The organism is Geotalea toluenoxydans JCM 15764, from assembly GCF_001311985.1.
Lineage (GTDB): Bacteria > Desulfobacterota > Desulfuromonadia > Geobacterales > Geobacteraceae > Geotalea > Geotalea toluenoxydans.
The window spans coordinates 99,021-118,985 of the sequence record NZ_BBCJ01000001.1; the positions used below are offsets into that span (position 1 = coordinate 99,021).

18 protein-coding genes and 2 pseudogenes are annotated in these 19,965 nt (G+C 48.8%); 17 read left to right on the forward strand and 3 right to left on the reverse strand.

Translation table 11 applies throughout. The features are described 5' to 3' along the window. Nucleotides 1–8: 8 nt before the first annotated feature. The 13 genes and pseudogenes from JCM15764_RS27600 to JCM15764_RS00525 all read left to right on the forward strand — a co-directional run bounded on the left by JCM15764_RS27600 (nucleotide 9) and on the right by JCM15764_RS00525 (nucleotide 12,019). Nucleotides 9–1,729, forward strand: a pseudogene (locus JCM15764_RS27600) (GspE/PulE family protein). Between the two features lie 22 nt (nucleotides 1,730–1,751). After that, the gene (pilM, locus tag JCM15764_RS00475; RefSeq protein ID WP_279384169.1) at nucleotides 1,752–2,678 is read left to right on the forward strand and encodes a type IV pilus biogenesis protein PilM; all 927 of its coding nucleotides are present in this window, start codon (nucleotides 1,752–1,754) and stop codon (nucleotides 2,676–2,678) included. Further along, nucleotides 2,678–3,217, forward strand: a complete 540-nt coding sequence (locus JCM15764_RS00480) for a PilN domain-containing protein (RefSeq protein WP_054691592.1) — start codon at nucleotides 2,678–2,680, stop codon at nucleotides 3,215–3,217. The genes pilM and JCM15764_RS00480 overlap by 1 nt, the downstream gene beginning before the upstream one ends. A 170-nt stretch (nucleotides 3,218–3,387) precedes the next feature. Further along, complete coding sequence (gene pilO, locus JCM15764_RS00485; protein ID WP_243688067.1) at nucleotides 3,388–3,765, forward strand: type 4a pilus biogenesis protein PilO; 378 nt, start codon at nucleotides 3,388–3,390, stop codon at nucleotides 3,763–3,765. Beyond that, complete coding sequence (locus JCM15764_RS00490; RefSeq protein WP_054691596.1) at nucleotides 3,762–4,394, forward strand: hypothetical protein; 633 nt, start codon at nucleotides 3,762–3,764, stop codon at nucleotides 4,392–4,394. Before pilO ends, JCM15764_RS00490 begins: the two co-directional genes overlap by 4 nt. A 27-nt stretch (nucleotides 4,395–4,421) precedes the next feature. Further along, nucleotides 4,422–5,990, forward strand: a complete 1,569-nt coding sequence (locus JCM15764_RS27605) for a secretin GspD/PilQ domain-containing protein (RefSeq protein ID WP_369412211.1) — start codon at nucleotides 4,422–4,424, stop codon at nucleotides 5,988–5,990. Continuing rightward, on the forward strand, nucleotides 5,984–6,838 hold the full coding sequence (locus tag JCM15764_RS27610) for a cohesin domain-containing protein (RefSeq protein WP_369412212.1): 855 nt from the start codon (nucleotides 5,984–5,986) through the stop codon (nucleotides 6,836–6,838). Before JCM15764_RS27605 ends, JCM15764_RS27610 begins: the two co-directional genes overlap by 7 nt. 8 nt (nucleotides 6,839–6,846) lie before the next feature. Then, the gene (locus JCM15764_RS00500; protein ID WP_439645239.1) at nucleotides 6,847–7,383 is read left to right on the forward strand and encodes a type II secretion system protein; all 537 of its coding nucleotides are present in this window, start codon (nucleotides 6,847–6,849) and stop codon (nucleotides 7,381–7,383) included. Then, nucleotides 7,364–7,798 carry a type IV pilin protein gene (locus JCM15764_RS00505; protein ID WP_279384170.1) on the forward strand — a complete coding sequence of 145 codons (435 nt, stop codon included), beginning with the start codon at nucleotides 7,364–7,366 and terminating at the stop codon, nucleotides 7,796–7,798. The genes JCM15764_RS00500 and JCM15764_RS00505 overlap by 20 nt, the downstream gene beginning before the upstream one ends. A gap of 44 nt (nucleotides 7,799–7,842) precedes the next feature. Next, nucleotides 7,843–8,517, forward strand: a complete 675-nt coding sequence (gene ftsE / locus JCM15764_RS00510; RefSeq protein ID WP_054691598.1) for a cell division ATP-binding protein FtsE — start codon at nucleotides 7,843–7,845, stop codon at nucleotides 8,515–8,517. Next, nucleotides 8,501–9,448: a permease-like cell division protein FtsX gene (ftsX, locus tag JCM15764_RS00515; RefSeq protein WP_054691600.1), complete on the forward strand. Its 948-nt coding sequence runs from the start codon at nucleotides 8,501–8,503 to the stop codon at nucleotides 9,446–9,448. Before ftsE ends, ftsX begins: the two co-directional genes overlap by 17 nt. Before the next feature lie 71 nt (nucleotides 9,449–9,519). Further along, a complete protein-coding gene (locus JCM15764_RS00520; protein ID WP_243688068.1) occupies nucleotides 9,520–10,629 on the forward strand; it encodes a murein hydrolase activator EnvC family protein in 1,110 nt (369 codons plus the stop codon). An 86-nt stretch (nucleotides 10,630–10,715) separates the two neighbouring features. Continuing rightward, nucleotides 10,716–12,019 (forward strand): annotated as a pseudogene (locus tag JCM15764_RS00525) (S41 family peptidase). Nucleotides 12,020–12,605: 586 nt separating this feature from the next. On the opposite strand, the gene JCM15764_RS20955 reads toward JCM15764_RS00525, so the two are convergent. Next, complete coding sequence (locus tag JCM15764_RS20955) at nucleotides 12,606–12,806, reverse strand: hypothetical protein (RefSeq protein ID WP_243688117.1); 201 nt, start codon at nucleotides 12,804–12,806, stop codon at nucleotides 12,606–12,608. 222 nt (nucleotides 12,807–13,028) lie between these two features. Between JCM15764_RS20955 and JCM15764_RS00535 the strand changes: the two genes are divergently transcribed. The 4 genes from JCM15764_RS00535 to JCM15764_RS00550 all read left to right on the forward strand — a co-directional run bounded on the left by JCM15764_RS00535 (nucleotide 13,029) and on the right by JCM15764_RS00550 (nucleotide 17,771). Beyond that, complete coding sequence (locus tag JCM15764_RS00535) at nucleotides 13,029–13,319, forward strand: cohesin domain-containing protein (RefSeq protein WP_054691606.1); 291 nt, start codon at nucleotides 13,029–13,031, stop codon at nucleotides 13,317–13,319. A 490-nt stretch (nucleotides 13,320–13,809) separates the two neighbouring features. Continuing rightward, a complete protein-coding gene (locus JCM15764_RS00540; protein ID WP_054691608.1) occupies nucleotides 13,810–14,370 on the forward strand; it encodes a hypothetical protein in 561 nt (186 codons plus the stop codon). 217 nt (nucleotides 14,371–14,587) lie between these two features. Then, complete coding sequence (locus JCM15764_RS00545; protein ID WP_279384171.1) at nucleotides 14,588–17,005, forward strand: bifunctional aconitate hydratase 2/2-methylisocitrate dehydratase; 2,418 nt, start codon at nucleotides 14,588–14,590, stop codon at nucleotides 17,003–17,005. Nucleotides 17,006–17,279: 274 nt separating this feature from the next. After that, entirely contained in the window at nucleotides 17,280–17,771 is a 492-nt protein-coding gene (locus JCM15764_RS00550; protein ID WP_054691610.1) for a hypothetical protein, read from the forward strand. Between the two features lie 18 nt (nucleotides 17,772–17,789). On the opposite strand, the gene JCM15764_RS00555 is transcribed toward JCM15764_RS00550, so the two are convergent. Both JCM15764_RS00555 and JCM15764_RS00560 read right to left on the reverse strand, forming a co-directional pair. Then, nucleotides 17,790–18,860: a type IV pilus twitching motility protein PilT gene (locus JCM15764_RS00555; protein ID WP_054691615.1), complete on the reverse strand. Its 1,071-nt coding sequence runs from the start codon at nucleotides 18,858–18,860 to the stop codon at nucleotides 17,790–17,792. Between the two features lie 37 nt (nucleotides 18,861–18,897). Then, entirely contained in the window at nucleotides 18,898–19,956 is a 1,059-nt protein-coding gene (locus JCM15764_RS00560; protein WP_054691617.1) for a hypothetical protein, read from the reverse strand. Between the last annotated feature and the right edge of the window lie 9 nt (nucleotides 19,957–19,965).

The window sequence follows — 19,965 nt, forward strand, 5'->3', positions numbered from 1 at the left end:
AGGTATACATGAACAAAACGTTCAAAAGGAAAAAACTCGGAGATATTCTGGTCGATAACCAGACTATTACTCCGGAACAACTTACTTTTGTCATTGATAAACTGAAAAGCACCAGTGAGCGCTTTGGGGCCATCTGCCTCAATGAGGGGCTGATCACCGATGCCGATCTGGCTCGGGCTTTGGCTGAGCAGTTTGGCCTGGAATATCTTGACCTGCAGGATTTCAAGCCTGACGAGACGGTTCTGGAATTACTTCCTCCCGATGCAATGCAGCGTTTTCATTTTGTACCGCTTGAACTGCTTGGGGATGCTCTGGTAGTGGCCATTTCAGATCCCACTGATGTTCTTAAGCTCGATGAGATGGAGTTACTGCTCGATAGGCCAGTAATTCTGAAAATTGCTCCTGAGTCACAGATTCTGATCTTGTTAAAAAAAGGAGAAGGAGCAAGAAGCGTCCTCAAGGAAGTCTCTGAAGACTTCATGCTCCAGTTGGTAACCGAGACGGATAAAGGGGAAGAAGTCCTGTCGGTGGAAAAAATTTCAGCCGATACCAGCCCCATTATCAAGCTGGTCAACTCAACGATCCTTGATGCCTTAAACCGCCGTACCAGCGATATTCATATAGAGACCACCCAGGAAGGGTCATCATCAAGTACCGCATCGACGGGGTGTTATACAAAGCGACAGAACCTATCGATTTGCACTTCCAGGGGCCGATCATTTCCCGTCTCAAGGTCATGAGCGAGCTGGACATCTCAGAACGCCGCATCCCCCAGGATGGGAGATTCAAGGTCCGGATCAATGGCAAATCCATAGATTTTCGTGTATCCATCATGCCCAGTGCTTTCGGCGAGGACGCCGTAATAAGGATTCTTGACAAGGAAAGCATTGCAACGGATCTCAAGGGACTTACCCTTGAGACACTGGGCATGGACAGCAGGGAAATAAAACGGTTTCGCAAGATGATCAAGGAACCGTACGGGATGGTGCTGGTAACGGGGCCTACCGGTTCGGGGAAAACTACGACCCTTTATGGCGCACTCACGGAGATCCATTCAGGCGAAGAAAAAATCATTACCATAGAAGATCCGGTTGAATATGTTCTTCGTGGCATTGTTCAGATCCCGGTAAATGAAAAAAAAGGCCTTACTTTCGCACGGGGGCTTCGTTCCATTCTTCGCCACGACCCCGACAAGATAATGGTAGGCGAAATAAGGGATCCTGAAACTGCGCAAATCGCCGTCCAGTCGGCTCTTACCGGCCATCTTGTATTTACTACCGTTCATGCAAACAACGTCTTTGACGTGATCGGGCGTTTTACCCACATGGGGATCGATCCCTACAACTTTGTCGCCTGTCTCAACTGTGTCATGGCCCAACGCTTGGTACGAAAGATCTGTCCGAAGTGCAAGTATCCAGTAGTCATTCCCGATGAAAAGCTGATAGAGTCAGCCATAGACCCGGAAAGATGCCGAAACGTTACATTTTACGAGGCCAAGGGCTGCGACGATTGCAATGGTACCGGTTATCGCGGAAGGTCGGCCATTGTAGAGCTTCTGGATCTCAACGATGAAATACGGGAGCTTATAATAGCCAAGGCTTCGGCAATTCAGCTGAAAAAAGCTGCCAAAGAGGCGGGAACCGTTTTTTTACGTGAGTCTGCCGTGGAAAAAGTACTTGCAGGTGATACCACATTACGGGAAATAAACCGCGTCACCTTTGTTGAATAAATAGAACATTCGGGTCCACATCATGTTTTTGTCGAAAAAAGCCATAGGAGTTGAAGTATCGGGGGAGGCCATCAAAATGGCCGTTGTAGACGGAAGTCGTAATTCCTTAAGCCTTGCAGCTTACAATGCGACCCCTGTTCCACATGATCTTCTGAAGTTCGGCATGAAGGAGCAGAATGTTCTCAATCCTTCTGCTTTTGTTGGCATTATCCGAGATGCCTATCTCAGACTCCTGACAAAAGAAACAGTCATTTCCCTGTCTTTGCCAGAAACCGCAGGACGAGTCATGCTTGTGGATATTGAGACCCGTTTTAAAAGCAAGGAAGAAGGAAAAGAAATCATCCGCTGGAAGCTGAAAAAGAATTTCTCCTTCAATATAAGCGAGACTCACCTGGATTATCAGGTGCTAGAAGAAAAAGATGACGGTGCAATGTCCCTTCTTGTGTCTATCATAGCCAAACCGGTGATTACACAATTTGAAGAACTCTTTCTTCAGGCAGGGCTTGAACCCAAATTTATAGATTTTACCGGCTTCAATGTTTACAGGCTATTTTCAAACCGTTTGTCGGTAACAGAAAATGTAACTTTCTTTACTTTCCATAACGGCATTTTCACCATGATGGTTTTTTATGGCGAGGTACTTGTCTTTTATCGCTCCAAAGATCTCTCACAAGGTATTTTCGAGCCTAACCGACTATATCGGGAGATCAACAACTCACAGCTGGTGTTTAAGGACAAATTTCCCGGTTTCTCTGCCAATGAGGTCTTTTGCTTTGCTGCCGGCGAAGACGCCGAATCTTTTAGTGGTGTAGTTAGTGATGCAATAGGCGCGGAACCGATTTTGCTCGACGTGAGCCGCGTGATCTCCAGCCAAAGCGGAGTCGCCACAGATCGAAGATTGCTGCAATCTCTGGCTGGTGCTTTAGGTGCCGCAGTGAGGGATTTCTGATGCAGTTTACTACCAATCTTGCAACCAGAAGCTATATCAATCTTCGTCAGCTGCATCTGATTATTGCCATTACGGCAATTCTTCTCATACTGTGGCTTGTTTTTAACATCAGGGAAATATTCTTCAATCTTGGCGAGACCAAACGCCTTGAGACGCAAATCATATCTCTGGACAGGAAAATTAAGGGTGATTCAAAAGGTGTACCCGCAAAAGAATATGAAACGGTGCTGGCTAAAATCCGCTTTGCCAATTCGATTATTGAAAAGAAAAGCTTGAACTGGCTTAATTTTCTGGAACAGCTCGAATCGGTAGTCCCGGAAGGGGTTACTCTTAGTACTGTAGAACCTGATGTGGAGAAACGCACTCTCAAGCTGACCGGCTATGGTAAATCCTTTACCGATTTGCGGCGCTTTTTTGAAGTTCTTTCCTCTTCAGCATATTTCAAGAACGTTTTCCTGGAAAATCAATCGGCAATCAAGGTAGGACAGAATCAGAAAGGGGTAAGTTTCACCATTACCTGTACGGTAATATACAAATGAATCTCCAACTTTTAAAAGAGACGCTAATAGCCAAGAAGCGCTTGGTTTTACCGATAATTTTTTTGTTGTTCATCAACATTGTTTCCTTCATTTATCTTACTTTCTATCAGGAACCACGGGTTGCATCACTGCAAAGCAGTTGGTTTGAAAAACGGCAGAAGAGCAGCCAGATGAGTGTCCTTGACACTGCCACAATCTATGCCCAAGGGAAGAGAGACCTACAGACGTGGCACTCAAGAATCCTTTCTAAGAACGATTTTGCACGCATGCTGGGCGAGCTTTTTGAAACTGCGAGCAACAATAGTCTGGTCGTAAACAATGTTACCTACAAACCGAACAGCATGAAAGAGCAAGGACTTCTTGCCTATACCATCGATTTTTCCGTTTCCGGTAATTATGCCGGGATGAAAAGCTTCATTTCCGATTTGATGCGCTCCCGGCAGATAATTTTATTGGACAATCTGTCCCTTGCCAATGCCAGCCAGACAAAAGAGGACGTGCAACTCAAGTTGAAACTGATCACCTATTTCCGGATGGAGGGGCCATGAACAGGAAAAAACTGACCCTCGCCATTCTGGTGCTTTTGCTTATCCTGTCCATAATTTACAGTGTTTTCAGCCAACCCAGACAAAAAAAGGCCGGAACGCTCAAATATCCAGGCAAAGGCGCCACCGTCAGTCAAACGGGCTCCAAAGCATTCTCCAGCTCCACTTCCGCCAGGTTGGATGACAAAAAGCTTCATCTGCAATTACTGGACAAAGAGTATCCAAAGTTTGCCGGTTTTAGACGTAATATTTTTGCTCCCATTTTTCACGAGGATGTTAAACCGGAAAGCAGGCCCACCGGCAGAATCAATTTGCCAATACCGCCGCCTCCACCTGTGAGGCCTGCCCCACCTGTGGCGCCTCCTGCGATGCAGATGCCCGAGCAGACTCCGGTGCAGCGTGACATGGCCAGGTTTACCTTTCTTGGTTTTTTGAAAAAGGACAACAGTAAGACGATCTTTCTCTCCAGCGACAAGGAGATTTTTCTCGTGAAAAAAGGGGACACCATTGCCGGTAAATATGAGGTTGCCAATCTTACCGAAGATGCGTTGACCATTCACCCGCTGTCAGGTGGGGGGGAGATAGTTATCCCTCTGATCGAGAACAAATCCCTGGCTGCACCGAAACGCTGAAAAGACTGCCCATAAGGAGTTTCAATAATGCATCCCATAAAACAGCTGCCCACCATAATTCTTGGACTGGCCATTTTAGCCGGTTGTGCCGGCGGTCGCTCCGCACTCAGCAATGCCGAAAAGCTGGAGCGGGAAGGGCGTCTGGATGAAGCCGTTTTGAAATATGCAGAGGTTTCCGGCGCCAACCCCGATGTGGGGGAATATCGCGTAAGGTTTCTTCAGGCCAGTGCGGCTGCTGCAAAAAAGCACATGAAAAAGGGAGAAGAATTCCTGGCGGCAGATAAATATGATGAAGCGCTACGCGAATACCAGACAGCCTTTGCTCTCGATCCTTCACTACAGCAGGCAAAGCAGCAGAGCGATCTGGTAATCAGGTTGAGGAACTCTCTGGTTTATCTGAAAGAAGGGGAGGAGTTCGAAAAAAGCCGGAAACCCAAGGAGGCCATACGCTCCTATCAAAAGGCTCTTGAATTCAATCAAAAGAATGAGGCAGCGAAAAATGCAGTTGAACGCCTGCTAAAGAGCAAGAAACCGAAGATGGACGGCTATGAGCTGAACCTAAAATCCAACAAGCCACTGACCCTTAAATTCAAGGACGCCAAGATAAAAGAGGTCTTCAATATAATTTCGCAACTTTCAGGCATCAATTTCGTTTTTGACGAAGGGGTAAAAGACCAGAACTTTTCCATTTATCTGGAAAACGCCACCTTTCAGCAGGCACTGGATATTATTTGCGGCGTAAACAAGCTTGGCAAAAAAGTGTTAAACGAGAACACGATTATCATTTATACCAAAAGCCCTGAAAAGACCAAACAATATGAAGAACTCATTGTCCAGACCTTTTATCTTAACAAGCTCGATGCCAAAAAAGCGGTAAACCTGATCCGCACCATGCTGCAGGTGAAGAAGATCTATGTAAATGAAGAGATGAATGCACTGGTGATCAGGGATACTCCCGAGGTAATCGAAGTGGCTCAGAAAATCCTGGATGCCAATGATGTACCCGATGCCGAGGTCGTACTCGAGGTTGAGGTCATCGAAATATCCAAGGGCAACGTGGAGAACTTCGGTCTGGCTTTGAGCCAATATGCTGTTTCAACCGCTGCAGCTAAAGAAGGGGCATCGACTTTTCTTTCCGACGTGTTAGTACCGCCGACAACAACCTCGTCATCAACTACACCGTCTACAACCAACACAGACAATCTTCTTAATCTTTTCCGTTGGCGTGGCTTCAACGGTTTCCTGACGGTGCCCAACGCCACCTTCAACTTCGGCAAGACCCTTTCCAATGGCGAGACCCTGGCAAATCCGAAGATAAGGGTGAAAAACCGGGAGAAGGCAAAGTTCAATGTGGGTACCAGGGTGCCGATAACCACCACATCGACCAATGGGACGAGCATCGGCGTTAACGTCAACGTCCAGTACGTGGATGTGGGGGTCAAGATGAATGCCGAGCCCACCATCCAGCTGAACAATGAAGTCTCCATCAAACTGAGCCTGGAGGTAAGCTCCATCCTCAGCAAGGACAAGATCGGCGATGCAAGTTCGCTGACGACCGTTGTCACCATAGGTACCGCAACCTTGACACCGTGTTGAGCCTCAAGGATGGGGAGACCAGCATCATCGGCGGCCTTATTCAGGACTCCAAGACCAAGGGCAAACGTAAAGTGATGATTCTCGGCGATATCCCGATTATCGGTCCGTTATTATCCAGTAACGATAATTCCAACAGCAAGTCAGAACTGGTGCTGGCGATTACTCCCCGGGTAGTTCGCTCCATCAGCGTGCCGGAAGGTGATGCTGCCGGATTCTGGTCGGGTAAGGAAGATGAACCATCCTTGTCCAAGCCCTATTCATCCTTTGTTCAGGAGCCGGAACTCGTTCCAGCCGTGCAAACCACGCCGCTTCCACCGGCCGAAGCACCAGTAAAACCCGAAACCGAGCCGAAGGCTGCCCCATCTGTTCAGCCTCCACCACCAGTTCCCGCACAACCAGAGCCCCCCACTGCTGCCGAACCGCAGTCGCCGGCTCCCAAGGTTACTGTCAATCTGGCTGCCCCTGCTTCGGTGGAGCTTAATAGTCAGTTCAGCGTCGAGATCAAGGTTGCCAATACGACCAATCTTGTCAGCGCGCCCTTCACTTTTGCATATGACCCGATCTTTCTTGAACTGATCAGGCTAACAGAGGGCCCCTTCATGAAGAAAGACGGTAAGCCTACCACGTTTCGTCCAACCATAGACAAAGTCACCGGGCAGGTTGCAATCAGTCTTTCTCGACCGGCAGAGGTAGGGGGGGTAACCGGCAGCGGGACACTGGCAATCGCCACCTTCAGGGCAAAAAATCAGGGACCGGCAAGTATGGGATTTCTTGATACCAATCTCACAGCCGTCGGCGGGAAGCCTGTAGATGCCCTCTCCTATAGTGCCGTCGTTGAAGTGAAATAGAATTTGACGTGAAAACCAATTCTCTGATTAGAAATAACAGCGGCGTAAGCCTGGTTGAGCTTGTTGTGACCTTGGTCATTCTTTCCATTCTGGCCGCAATAATACTGCCGTCGGCGCAGATGACGGCACGACGTACCAAGGAACTGGAGCTGAAGAGAAACCTGAGGGTGATCCGCACCGCCTTGGATGAATTCAAGAAGAAATATGACCAGGCTGTGGCCGACAAAAAAATTACCCCTTCGTTGAACGATATGCAGTCCGGGTACCCCAAGACCCTCAATATGCTAGTGGAGGGATATGATTTTGGCGGCTTGACGGAGAGCAATATCAAATTCCTGCGCAGGATTCCCCGCGACCCCTTCAACCCAGCAAAGCCGGGCGAAGAAGTCAAAGAAGAGGAACTCTGGGGGCTTCGCTCCTATAAGGACAAACCGGACAGCACTACTTGGGGGAAGAGGACGTATATGACGTTTACTCCCTCAGCGAAGAGACTGCCATCGACGGTACAAAATACAAGGATTGGTGATGAAAATATCCGTATCTGACAAGTCGCCGCAGATGATCAGGCCATGGGCCAACAAAAAAGCATTCACCCTCATAGAGTTGTTGATAGTCATGACCATTGTTGGTATCCTTGCCTCCATAGCCGTTCCCAACTACAGATGGGGAATAATCAAGGCAAAGGAAGCGGTGTTGCGGGAGGACCTCTACAACCTGCGTACCACCATTGACAATTTCTATGCGGATCAAGGAAAATACCCCGATGCCCTCCAGGAGCTGGTGGATAAAAAATACCTGCGTGATTTGCCGAAAGACCCTTTCACCAACGATAAAGAAACTTGGAAAGTTGTGCCTCCTCCTGCCGGAGCTGAGGGAGAAGAAATCAAAGGCTCCGTGTACGATGTCCATAGCGGCTCCGATCTCATCGGCACCAATGGCATATCCTACAACGAGTGGTGAAGTTCTTGCCGGTAGTTGCTTATGCTAACAATGAGGCGTGATAAATGATCCAGTTGCATAACGTATCCCTTGCCTATCAAAACGATATGGCTGCTCTCAACAATGTCAGTCTAAAGGTCCCCAAAGGGGATTTTATTTTTTTAACCGGCCAATCAGGGGCTGGTAAATCGACCCTTTTGAAACTGCTCTATGGGGCGCTGGATCCTACCCAGGGGCAGGTGGTCATAGACGGCCAGAATATCTCTCGCCTCTCCCGCTCCCAGATTCCCCACCTGAGAAGAAAAATTGGCGTCGTTTTCCAGGATTTCAAGCTGCTGCCTCAAAGAACGGTTCTTGAGAATGTGGCCGTCACCCTGGAAGTCTTGGGTTGGGGGAAAAAAGACATCGGCAAGAAGGTCTACCACATTCTGAAGCAGATGGGGTTGGAGCATAAAATCAACAGCAATACACTGAGGCTTTCAGGTGGGGAGCAGCAGAGGGTTGCCCTGGCCCGTGCACTGGTAAACGATCCTAAAATTCTCTTGGCCGATGAACCTACTGGAAATCTGGACGAAGAAAATAAGGAACAGATTCTTTCCATTTTCAAGGAAGCAAACATCAGGGGAACAACAGTTGTTGTCGCGACCCATGATCGGCGTGCCATTGAAAACTCCCATCGAAGATTGGTGGTGCTGGAAAAAGGGCGCATCGTGGAGGACTCAAATGTCATCGCGGAATAGACCGACAAAAAGGCCGAAGCTGGATGGGGATGGCTCTTTTGGCAGGCTTGGCTACTTCTTTTCCAGGGCTGTTGCCAATTTAAGACAGAATATTCTTGTCAGTGCTCTCACTGTTGGTACGATCTCACTCTCCCTGTTGATTATCGCCCTTTTTTTGCTCGTATATGTGAATCTTGAGAAAGTGGCGGAAACCTGGAGCGAAAAGGTCCAGTTGACTGCCTTCTTTGAGAAAGAGCTTTCCAATGAGGAGTTCTCTGCCTTCAAAGGTCGCATTGCCTCCCTCGGCGGCACTGAAAAAATTGTCTATGTCTCAAAAAATGAAGCGATGAAAAGGTTCCGCGACAGGCTCAAAGGACAGGAAACATTTCTGGAAGGGGTTGTCCCGGATGTCTTGCCTGCAGCCATTGAAATAAGTCTCAACAAGGCCAGCAGAAACAGCGAAGCTGTCGATTCCTATGCTTCCCGCCTGAAAAACATCCCCGGTATCACTGAGGTCCAGTACGGTGAGGAATGGGTAAGGCGGTTCAACACCTTTCTAAATTTCATGCGCCTGATCGGCGCTCTGGTGGGGGGATTTCTCGTTCTTGCCGGGCTCTTCATAGTTTCAAATACCATTAAACTGACTATTTATGCACGAAAAGACGAGCTCGAGGTGCTGGGGCTGGTTGGAGCAACACGGTTTTTCATAAAAGCTCCTTTTCTAATAGAAGGGATAATTCAGGGAGCAGCAGGAGGACTGGTTGCACTTGTGACGCTTGCCGCCTGTTATTTCGGGTTTCTGCATAATGCTGGAAACTTCTTGTCATTTAATGTGACCACAGCAGGTCTGTCATTTTTGCCCTTATCCCATCTGATTGCCATCTTTGCAGGGGGAGTCCTTGTAGGGTTTATCGGGAGTCTCACTTCCCTTAAGCGTTTCATCACCATTTAAAAATGCACCTTCTAACGTTAACCATCTTGGTCCTTACTTGCCTGTTTCCTCCATTTCAGTGTCTGGCTGATGTGAAGGACGATCTGCAAGGTATTAACAGGGAAATCAACCAGAAAAAATCTCTCCTTAACAAGACGAAAAAGGTTGAGACAAAGGTTTCGGGTGAATTGCAACAGATCGAGAAAAACCTTCAGGAAAAAGAGACCAATCTTCTGTCTCTCGGACGTGATCTCCGTGGCGTGGAGAATAATCTGGGCCGTATCAAAGGGCAGATAGAATCGGTGGAAGCGGAAGCTCTTCGGAAAAAACAGCAGATCAACAGTCGGGTTTCCGCCCTATACAAAGCAGGCGATGCTGGAAATATTCGCATATTCTTTTCTTCCGGCTCCTTTTCACAGATGATGGAAAACCTGCGTTACATGAAGGCGGTTCTGGAGAACGACAGGAAACTTTTTACCGATTACCAGTCTAAAACTGAACAACTGAGACTGCTGAAAACGGAGCTTGAGCACGATCAGGCGAATAAAGAAAGAATCCGAAGCAAAATAGAGGCGAAGAGACTTGAGATTGCAGAGGAGAAAAAGATAAAGACCGGGCTGCTTCTTAAAGTCAGAGAAGACAAACAGGGTTACATAGTCTCTTTAAAAAAGCTGCAGGCCAATGCAAAAAGGCTGCAATCAATGGTTGAAAGGCTTGAAGCAAGGAGTAGAAAGGGTTATACTGTTCGAAAAAACAAGGCGGTAACTGGTGCAGAACGTTACGTCTCCATTCCCGATAAGGGTTTGGGCGCACAAAAGGGTAAATTGTCATTACCGGTAAAAGGCAGTGTAACAGCCCAGTTCGGCAGGCACAAACATCCCCAGTTCAACTCCTATACCGTTAACAACGGCATATCCATCAACGCTCCCGTCGGCACGCAGATACATGCCATTTATGATGGGCAGGTCATATTTGCCGATTACTTCAAGGGTTACGGAAATATGATCATTGTCGATCACGGTGGTGGGTTCTTCAGCCTCTACGCGCACGCATCGTCCATAAACAAGAGAGTGGGCGCCACCGTGGCCAAAAACGACGTTGTGGCCAGTGTCGGGGATTCGGATTCAAGCAATGGGGCGATGCTGTATTTTGAAATACGATATCAGGGGAAGCCGGTTGATCCTTCCCCATGGTTCAGGTAAAAGCAGGGCGAGTTACATAAAGCTAATCAGAAATATAAACAATAGTTGCGGGAGGAAAGATGTCGAAAAGCGGTAAGAGCAGGAAAATGCTGGCCATTGCCACCGTTGTCACCGTTGTGGTGGTATTCTTTGGCGTAGGAATTCAGCGTCGCTGTGCAGCTCAAGGAGGAAACGACTATGAATCCATCGAGCTCTTCACCGATGTCCTTTCCATAGTCAAGAAAAGTTACGTGGAAGATGTGGACACGAAAAAGCTCATCTATGGAGCTATCAATGGCATGCTGTCATCCCTGGATCCCCATAGTTCCTTCATGCCTCCTGATACTTACAAAGAGATGAAGATCGATACCAAAGGCTCTTTTGGAGGACTGGGCATCGAGATAACCATCAAGGATGGCATTTTGACCGTAATTTCGCCTATTGAAGACACCCCGGCATTCAAAGCGGGAATCAAGGCCGGCGACCAGATCCTGAAAATCGACGACAAGTTCACCAAGGATCTGACCATAACGGATGCGGTCAAACGTATGAGAGGACCCAAGGGAACAAAGGTCACCATTTCCATTTTCCGTGAGGGTCTCGACAAGCCGAAAGATTTCACACTTGAACGCGACATAATTCAGGTAAAGAGCGTCAAGTTCAAAACCCTGGATGATGGCTATGGATATGTGAGAGTTTCCCAGTTCCAGGAAAAAACAGATGACGACCTGGAGAAAGCGCTGAAGACCTTGCGTGAGGAAAACGGCGGGAACCTGCGTGGCCTGGTTCTTGACCTGCGCAACGACCCGGGCGGACTTCTGGACCAGGCGGTCAAAGTGTCCGAACATTTTATTGATGAAGGCAAGCTGATAGTTTACACGGAAGGGCGTGAAAAGGATTCGAAGATGAGGTTCACCTCCCGGAAGGGGGGTAAGGAGCAGAACTATCCAATCGTGGTGCTGATCAACAGCGGCAGTGCGAGCGCTTCAGAAATTGTTGCAGGGGCATTGCAGGACCATAAACGGGCAGTGGTAATGGGCACCCAGAGCTTCGGCAAAGGATCGGTACAGACGATAATTCCCCTTTCAGACAACTCAGGCTCAGGCTCACCACGGCCAGATATTTCACTCCGAGCGGCCGCTCCATCCAAGCCAAAGGAATAACTCCCGACATCGTTGCCGAGCGGATCGAACTTTCTGCAGTGGAAAAGAAAGAGGGAATGCACATCAGGGAAAAGGATCTTGATAATCATTTCGAGGTCGAAAGCAAGGAAGCGACTGAAGATAAAAAACCCATGAAGATATCTACCAATAAAATGGATGAACAGATGAAATCCGATTCCCAGTTGTTGAGAGCACTTGATTTACTCAAAGGATGGGACATACTAAAATTGATGAATAAATCTTCATGACAATATCGGCTGGAGGGTATCCCCTCCAGCAGGAGGCATTACAACATTCCAGTTAAAAATACGATTGAAAGGAGTAATTATGCGAAAAAGCACTAGTTTTCTCCTTCTGGGTGTCTTTCTGGCTGTTGTTCTTTCGGCTTGCGGTGGGGGTGGGGGCGATGCTTCCGCTCCTACTCCCAGTCCTACTCCCAGTCCTACTCCTACTCCCAGTCCCAGTCCCAGCCCCAGCCCCAGTCCTAGTCCTAGTCCTAGTCCTAGTCCTAGTCCTAGTCCTAGTCCTAGCCCCGGTCCTGCTGTAACTGCTTCCAAAGGTGTTGGCCTGGCTGATAATGCCGACACTATTACCATAACAACCACCTTTACGGGAACTGTTCCGGCGGATGGTACAGTTGTCAATTTCTCGGTCACTCCAGCGACTGCCATACTGGGAAACACTACTGCAACTACGACTAACGGTGTTGCAACGACAACAGTCAAATCTGCAACGGCCGGAGCAGTTGTGATTACCGCTGTCTCTGGCGCCGCAACGGCTAACACTACTGTTAAATTTATAGCCCAACCGACCACCATGGATGTTTTCATTGCTTTAAACCCAGCTGTAAGCGCTGGCAAGTCTGCAAATTTCCCTGGTCAACGGTTCAGGAGCAACTTTCACCTCTGGTTCCGAGACTGCCGTCAATGGGGCGACAGGGTCCCTTATTGTTGCCAACCAGGCTTCCGGCAGTGACACCACGGTGGTTGCCCTGATCAGCGCCGCCGGTTTCAATACCGGGACTACGCCCATCATCAAACTTTCCTATGGTATAACTTCGGGTCTGCCCGGCGTGCAGGTGAGCACTTCAGGGATTTCGGCGACCAGGCTGGCCAATCCAGCTGATCCGTTGAGTGGTGTGCCCTTGGCTCTTACTCCGCAGAATTTCATAGTTACCATCAAATATAACACAGACACGTTTTGAAAACTGACTGAAGGGGCGTTTTCGCCCCTTCAGCATTAAAGGAGAAGCTTTACATGAAATTATTTGATTCTGCAGTGATGTTTATGCTTAGTCTCTTTTTCGCTGCATCCGCTTTCGCCGCTGCAAATGTGTCAATGGTCCCGTCAGATGACGGCAAATCATGGACTCTGAAGGCAAGCGATTTCGAAAACATTAGCGGAATCGATCTCACCATCACCTACGACCCTTCCATCCTCAGCAATCCCAATGTCACGCAGGCTCCTTTGTTGCCGGCTCAATGCTGGTGCCTAATGCTGATGTCGCGGGAATTGTTCGTATCGGGATTGTTACAGCCAAACCCCTGACCGGTTCCGGGCCGATAGCTACAGTGACTTTTCAACGTAAAGCCAGCGGTTCGGCCAAACTCAAGCTTGCAGCGAAAATTGTCAACAAAGATCTTGCTCCTACACCGGTAATTCCCGTGAGCCCCACGGATTCAGAGGCAGAAGCTACAGATACTTCTTCAGACGGCACTCAGGGATCTTCGGGCAGAAAGGCCAACCAGCAAGCACAGACGCCTCAAACATCTGGAAATCAGTCACAATCTAACGGCTCATCCACAGTTGTAGTTGGTGGTAATGTCACCCTGCCGTCCGACATGACAGCGTCAACCGAGGAGAAAAAAGCTCAGCAGACAACGCCCGAATACAGGGAAGAGCAGCAACGCGAAGCACCTTCGTTTCCAGACCAACGTCTGCACCTGAGGCTAAGCAGGAGGCGGAAGCAAAAGCCTCTGCGCTCAAGATCGAGCCACCTGAGAATATCCTTGGTCGGTTCAACGGATACAAGGGGGAGATGACAAGCAAAGCTTTGATCCAGTTGTTCGCCGTGGATGAAAAGGCCACGGTTAAACAGGACCCGCCCATACTTTTGGCTGATGGCAAGGCAAATCTCAAATTAACCGTACGAAACCCGCAAGGCAAACATGCTCCCAACTTTGCACTGAAGAAGGCCAAGCTGGTGAGTCTGAAGGTAGCTTCCAACAGCACCTGGGTTGTGGTGGCCAAGCCTGAAAAAGGGGCATATGACGCATCCGTAACCATGCTTGTTGATGATACCGCAGTTGAAATGCCCTTGACTGTTGCGCCAAAGGTAGACATTGACCTTGACAAATCCGGGAAGGTCGATGACAACGACTTCAAGATCTTCCTTAAGGACCGAGGCAGCAGCAAGGCGCCTAAACATGACCTGGATAAGGATGGTCGCCGTAACCATATTGACGATTACATATTTACCGCCAACTTCCTCGTACTCGATCAAATAGCAAATGAAAAACCAATGGCAGGCAAGGTTCCGGTGGGAACCAAACAGAAGTCTGATACTGTCCGGGGGGGCAGTAAACCCCAGGAAAAATAAAAATTTACCTTTTATATGAAGAAGTGCCTTTTAAAGGTCGGCTTGTTTTCCAAAAGCCGGCCTTTTTTGTCCATTGGACAACATTTCAATAATTGACAAAACAGCTTAAAAATTGTATACAGTATGCCATTTGATCGTCGGCATCTGCAGTGTTCTTAAGAGTTTCTACGTATTGTCTGTAAAAAAGACGACAATAAAATAACCGGAGGATTGAAAAATGATCGAAGCCTATCTGGCCCATGAAGCCGAACGTAAAGCGCAAGGCATTCCTGCGTTGCCGCTGAACCCTGAGCAGACAACAGGGTTGTGCAAGTTGCTGGAAAACCCGCCCGCAGGCAAGGAAGAATTTCTCCTCAACCTCCTGAAAGAGCGTGTTTCTCCTGGTGTTGATCCTGCAGCAGAAGTTAAAGCGGCCTTTCTGGCAGAGATTATCAAAGGTTCCAAGAAATCCCCGCTGGTGAGCCGCAAGGAAGCAGTACAGATCCTGGGTACCATGATGGGTGGGTACAACGTCACTCCTCTCATCGAGGCCCTTGGCGATGCAGAGCTTGCTGACGTAGCCGCAACTGCTCTCTCGGGCATGACTCTTGTCTATGACGGCTTTGACAAGGTAGTTGCACTTTCCAAATCCAATGCTGCGGCCAAAAAAGTACTAGAGTCCTGGGCCAATGCGGAGTGGTTCACCAAGCGTCCGGGGGTTCCCGAGACCATCAAGGTCAAGGTTTTCAAGGTGGAAGGGGAGATCAATACCGACGACTTTTCTCCTGCCGGTGATGCCTGGAGCCGTCCCGATATCCCGCTCCATGCTCTGGCAATGGGCAAGACCCGCTTTCCGAACCGCCTTAAGGACATCGCCGCATGGCGTGCTGCCGGCAATCAGGTAGCCTTCATCGGCGACGTTGTCGGTACCGGTTCTTCCCGTAAATCCGCCTGTAACTCCGTCCTTTGGCACATCGGTAACGATATTCCTGCTGTCCCCAATAAGAAGACCGGCGGTGTCATCATCGGCGGCGTCATCGCTCCGATTTTTTTCAATACCGCCCAGGATTCCGGGGCACTGCCTCTGAAAGCAGATGTAACCAAGATGAATGATGGTGACGTCATAACCATAAACACCAAAAAAGGTGAGATTTCAAACGAGAAGGGTGAGGTTATCTCCACCTTCAAAATTGCACCCAATACCCTGGCTGATGAATTCCGTGCCGGTGGTCGCATTCCTCTGATCATCGGTCGTGCTGTTACCGATAAAGCCCGTGCCGCCCTCGGCCTTGGCGCTACCGATATCTTTACCCTTCCTGTCAATCCCGAGCCCAAGGCTGGCCAGGGCTACTCGCTGGCACAGAAGATGGTCGGCAAGGCCTGTGGCGTTACCGGAGTTCTTCCGGGAACAGCCTGCGAGCCAAAGATGACAACGGTCGGCTCCCAGGACACAACCGGACCTATGACCGCCGACGAACTGAAGGAACTTGCCTGTCTCAAGTTCCTCTCACCCATGTTCATGCAGTCTTTCTGTCACACTGCCGCCTATCCCAAGCCTGCTGACGTTAAGATGCACAAGACCCTGCCCAATTTCATCACCGACCGCTGCGGCGTACCCCTCAAGCCGGGCGACGGGGTCATCCATTCCTGGCTGAACCGCCTGCTTCTTCCTGATACTGTCGGTACCGGCGGCGATTCACATACCCGTTTCCCGATCGGCATCAGTTTCCCGGCCGGTTCCGGTCTGGTGGCATTTGCCGGCGCCATGGGCTTCATGCCGCTGGATATGCCCGAGTCTGTGCTGGTGCGATTCAAGGGTAAACTGAACCCAGGCATAACCCTGCGCGATGCGGTCAATGCCATTCCCTACTGGGCCATAAAGCAGGGCAAACTCACGGTGCCCAAGAAAAACAAGATCAACATTTTCAACGGCCGTATTCTTGAAATGGAAGGTTTGCCTGAATTGACCGTTGAACAAGCTTTCGAGCTTACTGATGCTGCTGCCGAAAGAAGCGCCGCGGCAGGCTGCATCCAGCTGTCCAAAGAGTCAGTTGCCACCTACCTCCGCTCCAACGTGGCACTAATGAAAAAGATGATCAAGGATGGCTATCAGGATGCAAAGACGCTGCAGAACCGGATTGATGCTGTCAATGCCTGGTTGGCCAAGCCCGAGCTGCTTGAGGCAGATAAAAATGCCGTTGAGACTGGTGCCTATGCCGATGTAATCGAGATTGATCTGGCCCAGATCACCGAGCCGATCCTGGCTTGCCCCAATGATCCCGATGATGTCAAGCTTCTCTCCGAAGTGGCTGGTACGCCGATTCAGGATGTGTTCCTCGGTTCCTGTATGACCAACATCGGTCATTTCCGTGCAGCTGCTGAGATATGGCGCGGACTGAAATTTAACCCCAATGTTCGTACCTGGATCTGTCCTCCTACCCGGATGGATCAAGCTCAGCTCAAAGATGAAGCTTACTTCTCGGTCTACAGCGCCTTTGGCGCCCGGATTGAGATAGCCGGCTGTTCCCTCTGCATGGGTAACCAGGCTCGCGTTCCCGATGGAGTCAATATGTTCTCCACCTCGACACGCAATTTCGATGACAGGATCGGGGATGGCGCCAAGGTATTCCTGGCTCCGCCGAACTTGGTGCGGTAGCTGCGACAATGGGTAAGCTGCCTACCGTTGCCGAGTTCATGGCTGCCTACAAGGAAAAGGTTGAGCCTAAGAAAGATGTAATTTACAAGTACCTGCAGTTTGATGAGATGCCTGAATACAAATAGTCACTCTGCATAATAAGCCACAAAAAAGCCCTTCGCCTGAAATCTCGGTCGAAGGGTTTTTGTGGGTGTTGGGAGTGATTCGGAAGAAATGTCAACTGAGTAAAGGGTGCTATAATAATGATAAACAAATAATGTACAGGAGGGGTGAGATGCTTTCTGATACCTATCGTATTTCCATTAATGCTCAACCGGACACTGTCTGGAACTTGCTGCCAAGCTTGCTGGAGAGGCCGGATATGTATATTCACAAAATAGATTCGATGAAAACGATCGAAAAATCTCAGGATATCCTTGTCCGGGAGATGTCGTGGCGAGGAACGCTGTTCAGGGAAACGGCAATCTTTGACTCAAACAGCAGGAGTATCAGGCATGTGTTGCAGGAACATCCCCTTTACCAGGGAAAGTATGGCACCAGTGTCGTGCCGACTTCTGTTCAGAACCCCATGTCACCTGTGGAACTTCAGATTTACCTGGAGTTGGAGCGAAGATCATTCAAGGTAGAAAGAATGGTGCAGACGGAAGCAGAGCTGGCTGCAGACATAGAGAAGGTGCTGAAGTCTGTAAAAGGAATGGCTGAGGAACGGGAACATGAACTGGAGGGTAGGGGGCAACACCTCAGCGAAGGTGTGACACATCGCTGAGGTGTTGTTTTGTTTGTTCTAGCTGGTATACATGAACTTGCGTTCCAGATCCATGGAATGTGACAGTCGTTTTGCATCTTCCAGTGTTATAAGATCCTGTTCATACATCTGCAACAGATGCTGATCCAGTGTCTGCATATGGTACTGGGTCTGTCCATTCTCAATGTGCTTTTCAATCTCATCGAGCCGCCCTTCGCGAATACAGGCCTGGATGGTCGTAGTGGAACGCATTATCTCAACCACAGGGAAGATGTTATCTCCTGTTTTGTCTTTGACAAGCCGTAATGAAACGGTAGCGACGAGGATGTCCGCCAGTCGCTGGCGGATGATTTCCTGGGCATCGGGTGGGAAATGTCCGACAATCCGGTTTATGGTTGAAACTGCGCTCTGGGTGTGCAGGGTAGACAGGACCAAATGCCCGGTTTCTGCCGTTTTTATGCAGGCATCGATAGTCTCCTTGTCACGCATCTCTCCAACCATTATCACATCCGGATCCATTCTAAGGGCTGATTTGAGTGCAGAGTTAAAGCTATCCGTGTCAATCCCCACTTCTCTCTGAATGATGCAGCTTTTTTGCGAAGTAAAGAGAAATTCAATCGGATCTTCAATGGTAATGATATTGTGGTTGAAATTTTCATTGAGGAATCTCAACATTGAGGCAAGGGTGGTTGACTTTCCGTTACCGGTTGGGCCGGTGACCAGGATCAATCCATTGGGAGCAGTCGCTATTTCCGAAAGGACAGTCGGTAGGTGCAATTCCGAAAATGTGCCGATATTAGGTGGGATGACACGCATGACGACACCGAAATTGCCCCTCTGGCGGAATATACTTACCCTGAAACGACCGCCGCTGGATAAGGAGTATGATGCATCGAATTCACGCAAATCGGCGTTGAATTCACGACCATTATGTTCCATTACTGTTTTGGCGATAAAAAGGGTGTCATCTGCCGAAAGGTTGGGCATTTTAGCTCGGATCAGCTGTCCTCTTGCCCTGAAAAACGGAGGATTGTCCACTTCGAAATGGAGGTCGGATACCTTCTTCTGAAAGGCGATTTCTAATATCTGGTGTAAAGTTCGCGCGTCCATAATAGCCCTTTTCGTTGAAATGTATTTTTATCTATTGCTATTGAGCTTGTTTTTCAAGTTTTTTTCGCATCAGAATATTATCGAAAATAAGGCTTGCATGTTTTGACAGAGAGGCGATCATATCTGTCGGAGCCGGTGTTGCGGCCTTGGCGCCAAAATCGGCGTAGGTTAGGGCGATGACACGGCCAAAACTCACTATGGGCACGACCAGTACCCTTGTCTCGGCTGGTGGGCCGATTTCTTTGTATAGAGATCTCAATGCCTCATCCTCACCATGTTCAAAGGATATCTTTAAGTCATCTATGGCTTTCTGGAAAACTGAGAGTGGCGCAAGTGAAACTTTAAAACGTAATGGAGCCGTTGCCCCGGTGCTTTTGTCGGATCTTATGCCAATACCGCGTTCAGCTATCAATTCTCCGTTGGTAACAATAAAAGTTATCGATCGTTCGAAAATTTCCGAGATAAATTTAAGCAGGGCAAATGAGAGGTCAGGTATCTCCTGGGCGATACCCAGTTCATGTATGCATCTGTTAAAAGCATCAAGTGGGATATCGGCGTCGTGTGAAAAAGAATTTTTCTGCATGTAAGAGCGGAAAGATTCTGTGAAACTAATGCTCCCTTCTGCGAAACCGACTTTGGATTTATTTATATCCGGTTTGGGGAATATGGTGCGAACACCATCTTTCAGAGCCGCCAAAGAGGAATCTATGTCACCTGATACCAGCTTTATCACAGACAATGTCTTGTAAGCTGAAAGCTTTGTGTTTATGAGTCGTGAGTATTTCTCATCAGTTCCAAAACTATCTATTATCAGAACAGGTGAGGCCTTTTTGGCAAGGGTCTGATCGATGATAGGGTCAAGATCGGTTTCATTGTCGGTTGTAAAGACTGCCAATTCATCAGCCTTGCAGGCAGCTGACAACAGGTTTGTGATCAGCCTGTCGCAGCTGTATATTATAACGACAGGTCCGGGAATTCGGGGCGAGCCTGCATCTTTTTTGGGTGCGTTTCCGCACAAATCAACCATGTATGAAACAAGCTTTTGTTGTTGGTCTGCCGGTACGTCAAGAAGTTCTTCCTTCAGTCTCTGGCGCAAGTCTTCTGC